Consider the following 14,673-nt stretch of genomic DNA (forward strand, 5'->3'; position numbering starts at 1 on the left):
GGATCTTCCGTAATTAACGTTCGAACGCGACGTGACCCGACACGATGGTCGCCTGGACCTGGCCGCTCAGCTCGTAACCGAGGAAAGGCGTGTGCTTGCCCTGGCTGGCCAGCGCTTTCGCTTCAACGACCCAGCGCGTCTTCGGATCGAAGATGCAGACGTCGGCGACGTCGCCCACCTTCAGGCTGCCGGCCGGCAGACGCGCCACGCGCGCTGCGTCGGTAGTGACTTTGGCGACCGCCCTGCTGACGGCGTCAGGCGCGCCGGCGTCTTCCGCCCACTTGAGCGACAGCGACAGCAGCAGTTCCAGACCGGTTGCGCCCGGCGAAGCTTCGCCGAACGGCAGCAGCTTCTCGTCGTCGTCGACCGGGGTGTGGTCGGAGCAGATCGCGTCGACCGTGCCGTCCAGCAGCGCCGCACGGATCGCGTCGCGGTCGCGTTGCGAACGGAACGGCGGATTGACGCGCGCGTTGGAATCGAAGAAGCCGATGTCCATGTCCGACAAATGAATGTGATGGGCGCCGACGTCGCAGGTGACCGGCAAGCCCTCTTTTTTCGCCGCGCGCACCAGTTCAAGCCCCGCTGCCGACGACATGCGGCACAGGTGGACGCGCGCGCCGGTGGAGCGCACCAGTTCGAAGATGGTGTAGAGGGCAATCGTTTCCGACATCACCGGCACGCCCGACAAACCCAGGCGCGACGCCGCCGGACCGCTGTGCGCGATGCCGTGGCGACCGAGGTGCGGATCCTGCGGACGCAGCCACACGGTGTAGTCGAAGGTCTTGGCGTATTGCAGCGCGGACAGCAGCACCGTGGTGTCCAGCACCGGCTCGTCGGCTTGCGAGAAACCGACGCAACCTGCCTCGGTCAGTTCAGCCATTTCAGTCAGGGCTTTGCCCTTGAGGCCCATGGTCAATGCGCCCAGCGGATACACGTGCGCCTGGTTGAGCGACTTGGCGCGATGCTTGAGCATTTCCACCAGGCCGGGTTCATCGAGCACCGGATCGGTGTCGGGCGGGCACAGCAGGCTGGTCACGCCGCCTTGCATCGCCGCCTGCATCTCGGATTCCAGCGTGGCCTTGTATTCGTAGCCCGGCTCGCGCAGGCGCGCGCTCAGGTCGACCAGGCCGGGAGCAACCACCAGGCCGCTCGCGTCAATGGTCTTGTCGGCGCTGAAGCCGGCCGGCGCCTGGCCGATGCCGGCAATTTTGCCGTCGGCCACGAACACGTCTTGTTGCGCGTCGATGTTGTTGGCAGGATCGATCAGTCTGCCGTTCTTGATGTGCAGTTTCATGCGCTTATTCCACTCTTGTCCGCGTTGCGTCTGTTGAATTCGTTGTCACTCAGTTTCCTGCGACGATGCTCATCACCGCCATGCGCACCGCGATGCCGAAGGTCACCTGCGGCAGGATCACGGCTTGCGATCCGTCGGCCACGGCGGAGTCGATCTCGACGCCGCGGTTCATCGGCCCCGGATGCATCACGATGGCGTCCGGCTTGGCCAGCGCCAGGCGTTCCGGCGTCAGGCCGTAGCTCTTGAAGAACTCCTGCGCCGACGGCAGCAGCGCGCCGCTCATGCGTTCGTTCTGCAGGCGCAGCATGATGATGACGTCGACATCCTTCAAGCCCTCTTCCATGTTGTGGAAGACGCGCACGCCCATCTGCTCCAGACCGTTCGGCAGCAGGGTGCGCGGACCGATCGCGCGCACTTCCGGCACGCCCAGCGTGGTCAGGCCGTGGATGTCGGAACGCGCCACGCGGCTGTGCAGGATGTCGCCGACGATGGCCACGCGCAGGTTGGTGAAATCCTTCTTGTAGTGACGGATCGTGTACATGTCGAGCAGGCCCTGCGTCGGATGCGCATGACGGCCGTCGCCGGCGTTGACCACGTGCACGTGCGACTGCTTCGTGTCGATCAGATGCTTGGCGATCAGGTAAGGCGCACCTGACTGCGAATGGCGCACCACGAACATGTCCGCGTGCATCGCTGCCAGGTTGTCGATGGTGTCGAGCAGCGACTCGCCCTTGCTGGCGCTCGAAGCGGAGATGTTGAGATTGATCACGTCTGCCGACAGACGCTTGGAGGCGATCTCAAACGTTGTGCGGGTGCGCGTGGAGTTCTCGAAGAACAGGTTGAACACGCTCTTGCCGCGCATCAGCGGCACCTTCTTCACTTCACGGTCGCCGATGCTGACGAAGGACGAAGCGGTGTCGAGGATGTTGGTGATGATGGCTTTGGGCAGACCTTCGATGGTCAGCAGATGTTGCAGTTCGCCGTTCTTGTTCAGTTGTGGATTAAGCATGGACCACCGTCAGGGAAAATCGGCCGTCGTCGGCGCGTTGCAGTTGCAGGGATTGATCGTCGGCCAGCGCAATCGTCTCGGCCAGGAAGTCGGCGGCGATCGGCAGCTCGCGCCCGCCGCGGTCGACCAGCGCCGCCAGCAGGATGCGCGCCGGACGGCCGTAGTCGAACAGCTCATTGATTGCGGCGCGCGTGGTGCGGCCGGTGTAGAGCACATCGTCGACCAGCACGATGGTCGCGCCTTCGACGTCGAAACCGATCTGGCTCGGCTTGACGTCGGCACGCAGGCCCTTCTCGGCAAAGTCGTCGCGATAGAAGGACACGTCGATGAAGCCGAGCCGGTCGTTCAGCTGCAGCTCTGTGGCCAGGCGTTCAGCCAGCCAGGCGCCGCCGGAATGGATGCCGACGATGGCGACCTGCTCGACGCCTTGCAAACCGGCTTTGACCTGCTGCGCCAGCCTGGCGTACAGCGCTTCCGCATCCAGCGGCGGGAGAGTGTTAGTTGTGCTCATGGGTATCGTCAAAATATTGCTGCAAAATGATGGCGGCAGCCTCGTCGTCGATATGCTCGCCGCGGCGCTGTTCGATGACGGCCGACGAATAACGCTCGTCCACCAGCACGGTTTCGACGCCGAAGCGTCCGTGCAATTGATTGGCGAAACGTCGGCAGCGTACGGTCATTTCATGCTCGGCCCCGTCCGGATGGCTGGGCAGGCCGACGATGCAGCGTGCCGGCGTCCACTCGCTGATCAGCTTGCCGAGTTCGGCGAACTTGGCGTCGTTGGTGGCCGCACTGATGATGGTGAGCGGCTGGGCTTGCTTGATCAGGGTATTGCCGATTGCCACGCCGATGCGCTTTAAGCCGAAGTCGAAGGCCAGGAGCGTTTCCACGACGTCCCGTTCAGGCGCGGCCGAAATCGCCGCTGAGCATGACGGGATCAATACCCAGCAAGGCCAGCGCGGCGGTGAAGCGCTGCTCCACCGGCAAGTCGAAAATGATGGACGGATCGGCCTTGACCGTAAGCCAGCCGTTGCGGCCGAGTTCTTCTTCCAACTGGCCGGCGCTCCAGCCCGAACAACCGAGGCTGACCAGCACCTGCTCCGGACCGTCGCCATGGGCGACCGCTTCCAGCACGTCCTTGGAGGTGGTCAGCGAAATGCCGTCGGTCACCTGCAGGGTCGACGAAAACTGGTCCATCGCGCTATGCAGCACGAAGCCGCGCTCGACCTGCACCGGCCCGCCGAACATGACCTGGCTGCGGTACAGCTCCGGCTTGGCTTCGGGTGTGTCGTGGATGATTTCCAGCTTGAGATTGATGCGATCGAACAGGACATCCATGGTCATGTCGGTCGGCTTGTTGATGACCACGCCGAGCGCGCCGTTCTGGTTGTGTTCGCACAGATAGACGACGGTGCCGCCGAAAACAGGGTCCAGCATCGACGGCATTGCGATCAGGAAATGATCGGTCAGATCGAGCTCGGCCTTGAGCGGCGCGGCTTGTTCCTCATTGGCAACAATATCGGCGGATTCCGGCGCGAGGGCTGCAGCGTCGGAACGGTTGGCGGGAGGGGCATTGCGTCGCTTGATCATGCCCGCCATTTTAGCAGTTTTAGCGCTGGCCCCCAAGCCGATCCGACGCCACGGCTAGTCCTCCAGCAGGCGCCTGGTGGCGGCGCGCGCCTCGCGGCCCAGCTCAACCAGATCGACGCCGGCAATGACGTCGTCCTCAACCACCGCCCTGCCGGCCACGTACAAGGCCTTCAGGAAGGGCCGCCCGCCCCCTACCACGGGCCCCAGCGCCGGATCGTGCAGACCGAAATAGCGCGGGTCGTCGAGACGGTACAGGGCGATGTCGGCCTGTTGCCCGACCTGCAATCCGTCGAGGCCGCCAAGGCCGAGCACCTTTGCCCCGCCGGTGCTGCCCCAGCGCACTACATCTTCCACCGTCGCCGCGTCGGCGCCGCCTTCGAAGCTGCCGCCTGCATAGGCCGGCGTCGCCTCCTGGCCGCGCCGTGCGCGTTGCATCAGCCACGCCGCGTGGGTCTCCGACAGCATGTCGGCTGCCTCGTTGGAGGCCGCGCCGTCGACGCCGATGGAGACCGGCACGCCGGCCTCTTCCAACTGGCGAATCGGCGCGATGCCGCTGCCGAGCCTGCCGTTGCTCTGCGGACAGTGAGCGATACCGGTGCCGGTCTCGCCCAGCAGGGCGATTTCCGCGGCATCCAGCTTGACCAGGTGGGCGAACCAGACGTCGCTGCCGAGCCAGTCGCAGCGCTCGGCAAATTCCACCGGCGTGCATCCGTGCTTGCCGTGCGCGGTGTCCTGGTAACCCACGGTTTCCGACAAATGGCTGTGCAGACGCACGCCGGCCCGGCGCGCGAAACCGGCCATGGTGCGCAGCTCTTCCGGCGTCGCCGAATACAGCGGCGTGGTCGGCGCCATCACGACGCGGCGCATCGCCGCCGGCGACGGATCGTGGTAGAGCTTGATCAGGCGCTCCATGTCGCCAAGGTAGCCGTCCAGCGTCTCGGGCCGCAATGCCGTCGGCAACTCAGCCTCCAGCTGACGCGTCTGCGTCGCGCCGCCGCGGCACAGCACGAAGCGCACGCCGAGCGCTTCGGCTTCTTCGAACAAGATCGCCGACGTGTCGTAGGGCATGCCGGGGTAATACAGATAGTTGTGATCGGCCACGGTGCCGCAACCGGAACGCATCAGCTCGACCAGGCCGATGCGCGCGGCAAGACGAAACAGCTTCTCGTCGAATTTGGCGCGGTAGCGATACGGCGTCGCCGCCAGCCATGGCGTCAGTGACGCATCGATGCCGGCCGGATCGCCCTTGAGCATGGACTGGAACAAGTGATGATGCGTGTTCACCCACGACGGATAAGCGATGCAATCGGTGGCATCGACAATCGTCTCGCCCGGCAGGGGCGACAGCTTGCCGATGGCGCCGATGACGCCGTCAACCACGCGGATGTCCGGCCCGGAATGACGGGCCGCCGCACCGGGCAAGCCGGTCATGATGGCGTCGATGTTGCTGATCAAGAAAGAAGTCGTCATTGTCTGCCTATTCGTTTAACCCATTTCGCTTTCATGCCATCCGGCCAGCGCCACGCGCGACAAGGCCGTCATGGCGAGGAACAATACGATCCCGGTCACGGTGATCAGGAACAGCGCCGCAAACAAGCGTGGAATATTCAGTTGAAACCCTGCCTGCAGAATCTGATACGCCAGCCCTGACCCGGTGCCGCCGGTGCCGGCGACAAACTCCGCCACCACCGCGCCGATCAGCGCCAGTCCGCTGGAAATCCGCAAGCCGCCGAAGAAGTACGGCAAGGCGCTGGAGATGCGCAACCGGCGCAGGGTCTGCCAGCGCGACGCCTTGTTCAGCCTGAACAGGTTGAGCAACCCCGGATTGACGCTGCGCAGTCCCAGCGTGGTATTCGAGATGATCGGGAACAGCGCCATGATCGTTGCGCAAATCACCAGCGCGAAGGTCGGTTCCTTGACCCAGATGATGATCAGCGGCGCGATGGCGACGATCGGCGTCACCTGCAGGATGATCGCGTACGGAAAGAGGCTGACCTCGATGAAGCGACTCTGCACGAACACGAAGGCAATCGCCACACCCAGCAGTACCGACAGCAAGAAAGCCATAAACGTAATCTTCAGCGTCACCAGCAGCGAGTCGGACAACAGGCCCCAATCCGCCACCAGCGTCCTGGCAATCACCGACGGTGTCGGCACCAGATAGACCGGCACTTCCAGCGCCACGCAGATCAGTTGCCAGGACAGCAGCAAGGCTACGCCGATCACGAACGGCGCAGCAATGCGCAGGAACTTCGGATTAGTGATGAGCGGAGTCATGCGCCCCTCCTTCCTGGTTTTCTTGATTGGCCAGCGTCAGGTAATCAGACAGTATCTTGCAATAGCCCATGAATTCCGGCGAGATGCGGAAAGCATCGTCGCGCATGCCGCCGGCGCCCGGCGCTTCAATCGGCACGTCGGCAATCACGCGTCCCGGCCGCGCCGCCATCACCACCACGCGGCTCGACAGATACACCGCCTCGTAAATACTGTGCGTGACGAACACCACGGTCAGGTCTTGCTGGCTCCAGATCTTGCGCAGGTCGGCGTCCAGCTTGTTGCGCGTGAACTCGTCGAGTGCGCCGAAAGGCTCGTCCATCAGCAGCAGATTCGGCTGCGTCGCCAGGGCACGCGCAATCGAGGCGCGCATCTGCATACCGCCCGACAGCTCGCGCGGATAGGCGTCATGAAACCGATCCAGTCCCACAAGTTTGAGCGCATCCCGTACGCGCACATCGCTGTCGGTGCGCGGCATGTGCCTGAGGTCGAGCGGCAGACGTACGTTCTGTTCCACCGATGCCCACGGCATCAGCGTCGCTTCCTGAAACACCATCGCCAGCGTGCGATCCGGCGACCCCACCGTCGCCAGATTCTTGCCCCACCAGCGGATGTGACCGTGCGACGGTTCTTCCAGCCCCGCAAACATTTTCAGCAGCGTGCTCTTGCCGCAGCCGGACGGTCCCAGCAGCGAGACGAACTCGCCGCGCCGGATGTCCAGCTTCACCTCGTCCAGCGCGCGGGTGCCGTTGCGATAAGTTTTCTCCACCCGCTGCGCACTGAGCACCGCATCGATGGAGGATGCAGGATCGGCAGCGCCCTGTTCCCATGCCGCCAGTTGCGGCATCGCGTGATCGTCTCGTTTCATCATTGCTCCCGGCCTCTAGTTTCTGCTGCGGAAAACTTCGGTTTCGCCATGCTCGTCCAGCAACTGCAACAGCATGCGGCGCATAATCAGTCCCGGCCGGTCGGACGCCATGTGGAACTCCTGCTTGCGGCGCACGTCGATGCAGGCGTCGGGATCGGTCGCCTCCAGGATCTCGCGGTCTTCCACGAGAATCGGTGCATCCCAGGCGATCAATTCGGCTTCGGTGCAATCCTCTTCGGTGTCGTTGCGGTACAGCCATTGCGCCAGCATGATGGAACCGTCGTCGATCGGCGTGGCGCAGTTGTAGATGATGTGGTGGCGGCCCGAGCCTGGGTACTGGCAACCGAAACGGCGCGAGAACGGCAGGTACCAGCGGTTGAACATGTGGCGCATGGTGGTGTCGTCGGTAGTGCCGGTGACACGGTAGCTGGCCGGCACGTTCTTGATCGGCACCAGGGTTTCCGCTTCGAATCCGTAGTCGGTTTCGTTGATCTCGTACTTCTCCGGCTTGGGCTGGTCGTACAGGCCGAAGGTGCCGCGATGCACGTAGCTGAAATGCGAATTGTCGAAGGAGTTTTCCATCATGCGCAGCGCACTGGTCTCCCAACGCTCGTAGAACTGGAAGATGCGGCGATAACCCGGCATGGTCTCCTCCGGGAAGAACGGGATGTCGCGCAGCGGCTTCTCCAGTGCCACCCACACGTAGCCGTAGCGCTCTTCGCAGTAATACGACTGCACCATCGCGCCGGCCGGCACCGAACCGTCGGCGTTCTGCGGCACGCGCACGCAAGCGCCGGCGCAGTCGAAGGTCCAGCCGTGATAGCCGCAGACGATGTTGCCATTCTCGACAAAGCCTTTCGACAGTTTCGCCGTGCGATGGCAGCAGCGATCCTGCAAGGCCGCCGGCTTGCCCGGCGATTTGAGCCAGACCACGATGTTCTCGCCCAGCAATGTGAACGGCTTGGGACCGTCTTCCAGCATCGAGATCGGCATCACTGCGTACCAGAACTTGCGCAAGACTTTTTGTTTCGTAACCAGCATGGTGCAACTCCTTTAAAACCAGCCGCGTCTTGCTCCTGCAAAGACGTGGCCGAGCAGCCGGCGCGCCATCATGGTCGCCTTCGCCGCGAATTCAATCAGACCAGATTACGACGCCGCAGCCAGTACGCTGGCGGCGCCGAAGGTTTCCTGCACTTTTTGCGCGAGGTAGTCGCCGATGGTGCACGGCGCATAGCGCGCCGGATGCTCGTCGGAACAGCACGAGGGCAGACACGACACCGTCACCGCGTGATCGCCGTCCATGAAAAACGGCAATGAATAGCGCGGCACCGGATTGTCGTTGCGCACGCGATGCGCATTGCTGTGATAAACGTCATTGCTCCAGCGCTGCAGCAAGTCGCCGATGTTGACCACGAAGCTGCCGTGTATCGGTGTCGCGCGTACCCAATCGCCGTCGGCATTGCGCACTTCCAGACCGCCGATGTCGTCTTGCGCAAGGATGGTGACGAGTCCCCAGTCGGTGTGCGCACCGGCGCCGATCTGGTTGTGCTGGGCGTCGGCCGGTTGTGGCGGATAGTGCAGCATGCGCTGCGTGGCGATCGGCGTGCCGAGCGCAAAATTGAAAAAGTCCTCCGGCAATTGCAGCGACAGCGCAATGATCGCCAGCAGTCGCTGCGACAGCGTGCTCATGGCGGCGTGATATTGCTGCGCATGTGCGCGCATGCCGGGCAACTCCGCAGGCCAGAGGTTGTGGCCGTAGCGCAGCACGCCTTGCTGCACATAAGGATGATCCAGCGGCAGATCGGTGCCGAACTGGAAGCCTTCCTTGAGATCGGTCGGACCGTCGTCCAGCGCCTGCGTACCGATGCGTTCATAACCGAAACCTGCCGGCGACAGCGACATGTCGACCGCACGCTTGACTGCAGCGGGCGCGGCAAAGAAACGACGTGCCCAGTCGAACTGGCCGTCGATCAGGCCTTGCGGCACGCCATGATTGACCAGATAGAAGAAGCCGACATCGCGGGCGATCTTGTGGACCTCCCAGGCGACGGCTTCACGCTTGCCGAGGTCGCTTGAAAACGCGTCGGCGAAGTCAATGACCGGCAGGCGCTGCGCGGTCTTGGGTGGGGTGTAGAGAATCATGGCGTCCTCACGCAAATGAACTTCGGACATCCGGTCTGCGCCGATGAAGGACACAGCCCGACGGGCAATCACCAAATCGTCAGAGCATCATGCGCATCAAGGCATTACGTGCATGTCCTTGACGAACTGCGTGGTGTACGCTTTGCGCCAGTCGACGTCGGCTTTCAACAAACCGGTGGCAACCATGGTGTCGTAGGTCTTCTTCCAGCGTTCGTCGGTCATGATGCCGATACCTTGCCTGGCGGCGTCGCCGCCGGTGACGACCTTCAGTTCCTTCAGCTTTTTGACGGCGTAAGCCAGTTGCTCGTCGCCCATTTCCTTGTTGTCTTTCTTGATTAGCGCGTTGCCCGCAGACGGATCTTCCAGATAGCTCTTCCAGCCTTCGGCGGTGGCCTTGACGAAGCGCTTCACCAGATCAGGCTTGGTCGCCACCATCTTTTGCAGCGTAATGATGGTGGTGCCGTAAGGCGGATAGCCTTCCTGTGCAAACAGGAAGAAATTGGCCTTGGCGCCGGTCTTTTCCGCCTGGAACAGTTCCGACGATGGATAGGCTTGCTGAACGATGTTCGGATCGGCGAAGAACGGCTGCAGGTTGAAGGTGTAAGCCTTCGACTGGGCGTCGGTGTAGCCGTACTTGGCTTTCAGCCACGGCCACCAGCTCGATTGTCCGGAGCCGGCCACCAGGATGGTCTTGTCCTTCAGCGCGCCGAGATTGGGCACGTCAGCGTGCGTCATCATGCCTTGCAGATCAGATTGAAAAGAGGTGCCGACGGTCACCAGCGGCAAGCCCTGCTCGATGCCTTTCAATACGGTGAAGTCATAGCCCATGCTGAAGTCGGCCTGGCCGGCCACCAGGATCTGCATGTTGTTAACCTGCGGGCCGCCCATCTTGATGGTGACGTCCATGCCGTACTTCTTGTAGATGCCCTTGGCGACAGCCTGATAGAAACCGCCGTGTTCTGCCTGGGCGTACCAGTTGCTCAGGACGGTGACCTTTTCCTGCGCCTGCACGCCGGCTGCTGCCTGCAACGCCAGTGCGCCTATCATTGCTGCGGCAATGCGGATGAGGGATGTTCGCTTGCTCATGGCCTTCCTTTCAGGTGGGTTGTTGTACTTCAATCGAAAATCAGATATCCAGCACCAGGCGTTCGCTGTGACAGCGCGATACGCAGGGCATCAGGCATCGGTTGGCGGCGCGCTCTTTTTCCGTCAGCACGCTGTCGCGATGATCGGGGATGCCTTCCAGCACACCGGTCTGGCAGCTGCCGCAAAAGCCTTCGCCGCACGAGGTGCCGATAGGCACCCCGGCCGCAGCGGCGGCAGCGACGATGCTTTGTCCCGGCGGCACCATGCAGCGCACACCGGAACGTTGCAGCACGAGTTCGAATACGCGGTCCTGCGTGGCCGACGCATCGCTTGCCGGTGTCGTGGCGGCGAACAGTTCGAAGTGCACGTCGACGTCGCGCCAGCCAAGTTGCGCAGCCTGATCGCGCACCTGTGCAATGAAGGGCGTCGGACCGCAGATATACAAAGGAGTGGTGCGCAGCAAAGGGGCCAGCCGGGCGGCAACGACAACACCGACTTCATCCGCATTCAGACCGAAACTGAAGTGGCAATGCCCGGCCATGGCCGGCTGCGACAACGGGGAGAGAAAGGCCGCGTGCTCCACGCTGCGCGCGAAATAGTGCAATTGCGCGGCGCGTCCGCGACGCAGCAAGTCGGCTGCCATGGCGTAGATCGGCGTAATGCCGATGCCGGCCGCAAACAGCGCGACGGCGTGTTCACTGTCGTGCAAAGGAAAGGCGTTGACCGGCGCCCCGACGATCAGTTGTGTGCCGATGCCGGCTTGTTCGTGCAGCCAGGCTGACCCGCCGCGCGATGCCGCCTCGCGCTTGACCGCGATGCGATAAAAGCCGTCTTCGCCGGGCGTGTTGCACAGGGAATAGCAACGCTCCAGCCCGCCGGGCAGCGACAGCTTGATATGCGCGCCGGGCGTCCACGCCGGCAGGCGGCGCGCATCGTCAGCAGCGAGGTCGAAGACGCGGATATCACGGCCATCGTCACGGACGGACACCACGCGCAGGTTCAGCGGTGCAGCGGTTTGCGCCGCCGTCATGAAAGCGTCGCGCACGGTCGTCATCGCGCGCCTCCGTGAGGAAACAATCGCGCAGCACGGCGTGGAAAATAGTCAGGAGAAAAGGAAGTGCCGCAGCGTGCGGCGAGGGAAATATGGCTTGAGCAGCATGAGTGCGGAGATGGTCGCAGCATTTCTCGTGTCCTATAAATTCACAGGTGCCACCGGTTCATTCCGATGGCGTCACGAGCAATGCCCCACAGTCGATGGTATTTGGATCGACGGCTAGCCGCTTCTACTCAATCTTCAAACTAGCAATCTGCGTGCCATGTCCAACAGACAGGGGATACGCGCTTTTTATTGCCGGACAAATAAAAAGAGGACGGATAAATCCGTCCTCCGTGCAAACAGCTGATCCAAATCAGTGCGAGGGTCCCCAAAAACTGGCGCGAGCATCGGGCCGCCCCTGCTGACTTGTGCGGCTATATAGAGATCAGCCCCAGATCAGACCACGCCGTGCGACTTGAACCATTCGACCGCGCGTTTCCAGCCCTCCTTGGCGTCCGCCTCGACATAGCTCGGACGATAATCGGCGTTGAAGGCATGACCCGAATTCGGGAACACCACGAACTCCGACTTGTTGCCGGTCTTGGCCAGCGCTTCCTTCATCTGCTCCACGGTCGCCACCGGGATGCCGCCATCCTTGCCGCCGTACAGGCCGAGCACCGGTGCTTTCAGCGTCGGCGCGATGTCGATCGGATGCTGCGGCTGCAGCGCCGATTTCTCGCCGACGATGCGGCCGTACCATGCGGCGCCGGCCTTGATCTTCGGATTGCGCGCGCTGTACAGCCAGACGATGCGGCCGCCCCAGCAGAAACCGTTGATGCCGATCTTGTCCGGATTGCCGCCGTTCTGGCCAGCCCAGGCGACGTAGGCGTCGAGGTCGCCGAAGACTTGCTCGTCAGGGACCTTGGAGATGATTTCCTTGTTCAGTTCGGCAATGGTCGGATAGGCCGCCGGATTGCCCTGGCGCACGAAGAAGTCCGGCGCAATCGCCAGGTAGCCGAGCTTGGCGAAGCGGCGCGCGATGTCGGCGATGTGCTCATGCACGCCGAAGATTTCGGAGATCACCAGAATCACCGGCAAGTTGGTCTTGCCTTCCGGCTGCGCGCGATAGGCAGGCACCTTCTGGCCGTTGACGGTCACGCTGACTTCGCCGGCGGTCAGACCGACGGTGTCGGTCTTGATCATGGTCTGCGCGCAGACCGGCAGTACGGCAGCGGCAAAGCCGGTGCCCAGCGCGGTCTTGATGAAAGTGCGGCGATTGCCGGCATCGAGCAGGCCGGTCGTGCCCACCAGGCTGTCTACATCGTTCTTCAGATCGTTCATGAGATTCTCCAGGAGTCGGAAGTGCGCAAAAGGGGATGAAACTGGCTGGGACAAAAACACGGCCTGCCTGGCAATGAAGGCCGGCAGGCCGTGCGTGCTGAGTCTTGGCTAACGGGTCAAGCAGCTAACTGCCGCAAAGCATTCTACAAGATACAACCGCTTGTTACGCCGCCATCGCTCCCGGCAGTTCCGGATGCATGGGCGTGATGTCGATGGTCCGCTGCGTCAGTGGCGCGCTCAGCTGGCGCCCATCGAGCTTGAACACGCTGACCAGCGCGGTCAGGTTGGCCGCCTGGTCCTGCAGGGACTGCGCCGCAGCTGCCGCCTGCTCGACCAGTGCGGCGTTCTGCTGGGTCATGTCGTCGATCTGGATGATCGCTTCGTTGACCTGCTCGATGCCGCTGCTCTGCTCGCTGTTGGCGCTGGTGATTTCGGACATGACGTCGGTGACGCGGCGGATGCTGGTGACGATATCGTTCATCGTCACGCCGGCCTGCTCGACCAGCTTGCTGCCGTTCTCGACCTTGCCGACCGAGTCACCGATGAGCACCTTGATTTCCTTGGCGGCGCTGGCCGAGCGCTGGGCCAGGCTGCGTACTTCCGACGCCACCACGGCGAAACCGCGGCCCTGTTCGCCGGCGCGCGCGGCTTCGACTGCAGCATTGAGCGCGAGGATGTTGGTCTGGAAGGCGATGCCGTCGATCACGCTGATGATGTCGACCACTTTTTGCGATGAGGCGTTGATCGACTCCATGGTCTGCACCACCTGCGACACGATGCTGCCGCCCTGCACCGCGACGTCGGATGCGGCGACGGCGAGCTGGTTGGCCTGCTGCGCGTTCTCGGCGTTCTGCTTGACGGTGGAATTGAGTTGCTCCATCGACGAGGCGGTTTCTTCGAGCGAGCCGGCCTGCTGTTCGGTGCGTGACGACAGGTCGAGATTGCCGCGGGCGATTTCAGTCGACGCGGTGCTGATGGTTTCGGAGCCGACGCGCACCTGCGTGACGATGGCAGCGAGCTTGTCGCGCATGCCCTTCATCGCCATCAGCAAACTGTCCTTGTCGCCCGGTTTGGTTTCGATGTGCACCGCGAGGTCGCCGTCGGCGATCTGGCCGGCGATCGCCACCGCGTAGTCAGGCTCGCCGCCGAGCTTCTTGAGCAGGTTGCGTGTGATCCACGCCGCCGCGATCAGCGCGGTGATGATGCCGACGGCGCTGGTGACCAGCATCAGCCAGCGTGCTGCGGTGTAGGCGCTGGTGCTGGCTTGCGAGGCATCAGCGTTGAGGCGGTCTTCGACCGCCACCAGTGCGGACAATTCGGTCTGCCATTTCTTTTGCACCGGCAGGTATTCTTCCTTGAGGAATTGCGCCAGCTCATAAGCTTCGCGCTTGAGGCCAAGGTCGACGGCCTGATCGATCAGCTTGTGCGCGATGTCGCCCTGCGCCTTGATCTTCTGGATGGCCGCCTTCTTTTCGGCGACCGCGCCGGCATCCTTGTCGAACATGCTGCGCAGCTTCTGCTCGGAGCTCTGATATTTCTGTGTCTGCGCCTTGATGTAGGCGGCTTCTTTTTCGATATCGTCGGCGCCCCCTTGCAGCATCAGGTTGCGCAGCGAGATGGAGCGTTCCGAAACGGTCCCCATCATTTCATTGACCAGTTTGGTCTCCGGGTTGTTGACCTCGACCACATCGAGGAACCGGCGCTGCATCTGGTCCATGTTGTACAGACCGAACGCCGTCACTGCAATGAGCAGCAACACCACCCACGCGAACCCCAGCCCCAGCCGTGTCCCCACCTTCATCCCTGCAACCATGACGCCTCCTCGTTTCTGCTTGTCCGAGAAGCGGTCGCCCGCGAATGTCCGCCGAATCCGTCGTCTTGCCTATGCCTGTGTTTCCGTCGACGCAACAGCCAACTTCACCGCAACAGCTTCGTGTCTCTACTGCATTTGTATTTGGTCTCAAACAGCATCGGGCGATGCCGTTTTTACAACTTTATCGTTATTCGTTTTTATCTTGTATTTTCAGCAAGTG

At 62.6% G+C, this 14,673-nt stretch carries 14 protein-coding genes; all 14 read right to left on the reverse strand.

Annotated features, from left to right (window positions below; all coding sequences use genetic code 11):
* Positions 1-13: 13 nt before the first annotated feature.
* The gene (locus ACIROY_RS18320) at positions 14-1,294 is read right to left on the reverse strand and encodes a dihydroorotase (protein ID WP_402343079.1); all 1,281 of its coding nucleotides are present in this window, start codon (positions 1,292-1,294) and stop codon (positions 14-16) included.
* A 49-nt stretch (positions 1,295-1,343) separates the two neighbouring features.
* Positions 1,344-2,303, reverse strand: coding sequence for an aspartate carbamoyltransferase catalytic subunit (locus ACIROY_RS18325; RefSeq protein ID WP_053194965.1), 960 nt, complete (start codon positions 2,301-2,303; stop codon positions 1,344-1,346).
* Positions 2,296-2,814, reverse strand: a complete 519-nt coding sequence (gene pyrR / locus ACIROY_RS18330; RefSeq protein ID WP_402275370.1) for a bifunctional pyr operon transcriptional regulator/uracil phosphoribosyltransferase PyrR — start codon at positions 2,812-2,814, stop codon at positions 2,296-2,298. Before pyrR ends, ACIROY_RS18325 begins: the two co-directional genes overlap by 8 nt.
* On the reverse strand, positions 2,801-3,193 hold the full coding sequence (gene ruvX / locus ACIROY_RS18335) for a Holliday junction resolvase RuvX (RefSeq protein WP_402275372.1): 393 nt from the start codon (positions 3,191-3,193) through the stop codon (positions 2,801-2,803). The genes pyrR and ruvX overlap by 14 nt, the downstream gene beginning before the upstream one ends.
* 10 nt (positions 3,194-3,203) lie before the next feature.
* Complete coding sequence (locus ACIROY_RS18340; RefSeq protein ID WP_402275375.1) at positions 3,204-3,902, reverse strand: YqgE/AlgH family protein; 699 nt, start codon at positions 3,900-3,902, stop codon at positions 3,204-3,206.
* A gap of 45 nt (positions 3,903-3,947) precedes the next feature.
* Positions 3,948-5,363 carry an amidohydrolase family protein gene (locus ACIROY_RS18345; RefSeq protein WP_402343082.1) on the reverse strand — a complete coding sequence of 472 codons (1,416 nt, stop codon included), beginning with the start codon at positions 5,361-5,363 and terminating at the stop codon, positions 3,948-3,950.
* A 15-nt stretch (positions 5,364-5,378) separates the two neighbouring features.
* Positions 5,379-6,170, reverse strand: a complete 792-nt coding sequence (locus ACIROY_RS18350; RefSeq protein ID WP_402343085.1) for an ABC transporter permease — start codon at positions 6,168-6,170, stop codon at positions 5,379-5,381.
* Entirely contained in the window at positions 6,151-7,035 is an 885-nt protein-coding gene (locus tag ACIROY_RS18355; protein ID WP_402275381.1) for an ABC transporter ATP-binding protein, read from the reverse strand. The genes ACIROY_RS18350 and ACIROY_RS18355 overlap by 20 nt, the downstream gene beginning before the upstream one ends.
* A gap of 15 nt (positions 7,036-7,050) precedes the next feature.
* Entirely contained in the window at positions 7,051-8,076 is a 1,026-nt protein-coding gene (locus tag ACIROY_RS18360; RefSeq protein WP_402275384.1) for a Rieske 2Fe-2S domain-containing protein, read from the reverse strand.
* A 105-nt stretch (positions 8,077-8,181) separates the two neighbouring features.
* Positions 8,182-9,177, reverse strand: a complete 996-nt coding sequence (locus tag ACIROY_RS18365; protein ID WP_402343088.1) for an isopenicillin N synthase family dioxygenase — start codon at positions 9,175-9,177, stop codon at positions 8,182-8,184.
* A 96-nt stretch (positions 9,178-9,273) separates the two neighbouring features.
* Positions 9,274-10,263 (reverse strand): ABC transporter substrate-binding protein, encoded by a 990-nt coding sequence (locus tag ACIROY_RS18370; protein ID WP_402343091.1) that lies wholly within the window; start codon positions 10,261-10,263, stop codon positions 9,274-9,276.
* A gap of 40 nt (positions 10,264-10,303) precedes the next feature.
* The gene (locus ACIROY_RS18375; RefSeq protein WP_402343094.1) at positions 10,304-11,317 is read right to left on the reverse strand and encodes a PDR/VanB family oxidoreductase; all 1,014 of its coding nucleotides are present in this window, start codon (positions 11,315-11,317) and stop codon (positions 10,304-10,306) included.
* 438 nt (positions 11,318-11,755) lie between these two features.
* Positions 11,756-12,640 carry a dienelactone hydrolase family protein gene (locus tag ACIROY_RS18380; RefSeq protein WP_116436552.1) on the reverse strand — a complete coding sequence of 295 codons (885 nt, stop codon included), beginning with the start codon at positions 12,638-12,640 and terminating at the stop codon, positions 11,756-11,758.
* A 163-nt stretch (positions 12,641-12,803) separates the two neighbouring features.
* Positions 12,804-14,453, reverse strand: coding sequence for a methyl-accepting chemotaxis protein (locus ACIROY_RS18385; RefSeq protein ID WP_402343097.1), 1,650 nt, complete (start codon positions 14,451-14,453; stop codon positions 12,804-12,806).
* Positions 14,454-14,673: the final 220 nt, after the last annotated feature.

This window comes from Herbaspirillum sp. NPDC101396 (assembly GCF_044767365.1).
GTDB lineage: Bacteria > Pseudomonadota > Gammaproteobacteria > Burkholderiales > Burkholderiaceae_D > Herbaspirillum.

Coding starts and splice junctions, on each gene's coding strand:
- ACIROY_RS18320 (WP_402343079.1), bottom strand. CDS start 1,294: ATGAAACTGCACATCAAGAACGGCAGACTGATCGATCCTGCCAACAAC.
- ACIROY_RS18325 (WP_053194965.1), bottom strand. CDS start 2,303: ATGCTTAATCCACAACTGAACAAGAACGGCGAACTGCAACATCTGCTG.
- pyrR (WP_402275370.1), bottom strand. CDS start 2,814: ATGAGCACAACTAACACTCTCCCGCCGCTGGATGCGGAAGCGCTGTAC.
- ACIROY_RS18340 (WP_402275375.1), bottom strand. CDS start 3,902: ATGGCGGGCATGATCAAGCGACGCAATGCCCCTCCCGCCAACCGTTCC.
- ACIROY_RS18345 (WP_402343082.1), bottom strand. CDS start 5,363: ATGACGACTTCTTTCTTGATCAGCAACATCGACGCCATCATGACCGGC.
- ACIROY_RS18350 (WP_402343085.1), bottom strand. CDS start 6,170: ATGACTCCGCTCATCACTAATCCGAAGTTCCTGCGCATTGCTGCGCCG.
- ACIROY_RS18355 (WP_402275381.1), bottom strand. CDS start 7,035: ATGAAACGAGACGATCACGCGATGCCGCAACTGGCGGCATGGGAACAG.
- ACIROY_RS18360 (WP_402275384.1), bottom strand. CDS start 8,076: ATGCTGGTTACGAAACAAAAAGTCTTGCGCAAGTTCTGGTACGCAGTG.
- ACIROY_RS18365 (WP_402343088.1), bottom strand. CDS start 9,177: ATGATTCTCTACACCCCACCCAAGACCGCGCAGCGCCTGCCGGTCATT.
- ACIROY_RS18370 (WP_402343091.1), bottom strand. CDS start 10,263: ATGAGCAAGCGAACATCCCTCATCCGCATTGCCGCAGCAATGATAGGC.
- ACIROY_RS18375 (WP_402343094.1), bottom strand. CDS start 11,317: ATGACGACCGTGCGCGACGCTTTCATGACGGCGGCGCAAACCGCTGCA.
- ACIROY_RS18380 (WP_116436552.1), bottom strand. CDS start 12,640: ATGAACGATCTGAAGAACGATGTAGACAGCCTGGTGGGCACGACCGGC.
- ACIROY_RS18385 (WP_402343097.1), bottom strand. CDS start 14,453: ATGGTTGCAGGGATGAAGGTGGGGACACGGCTGGGGCTGGGGTTCGCG.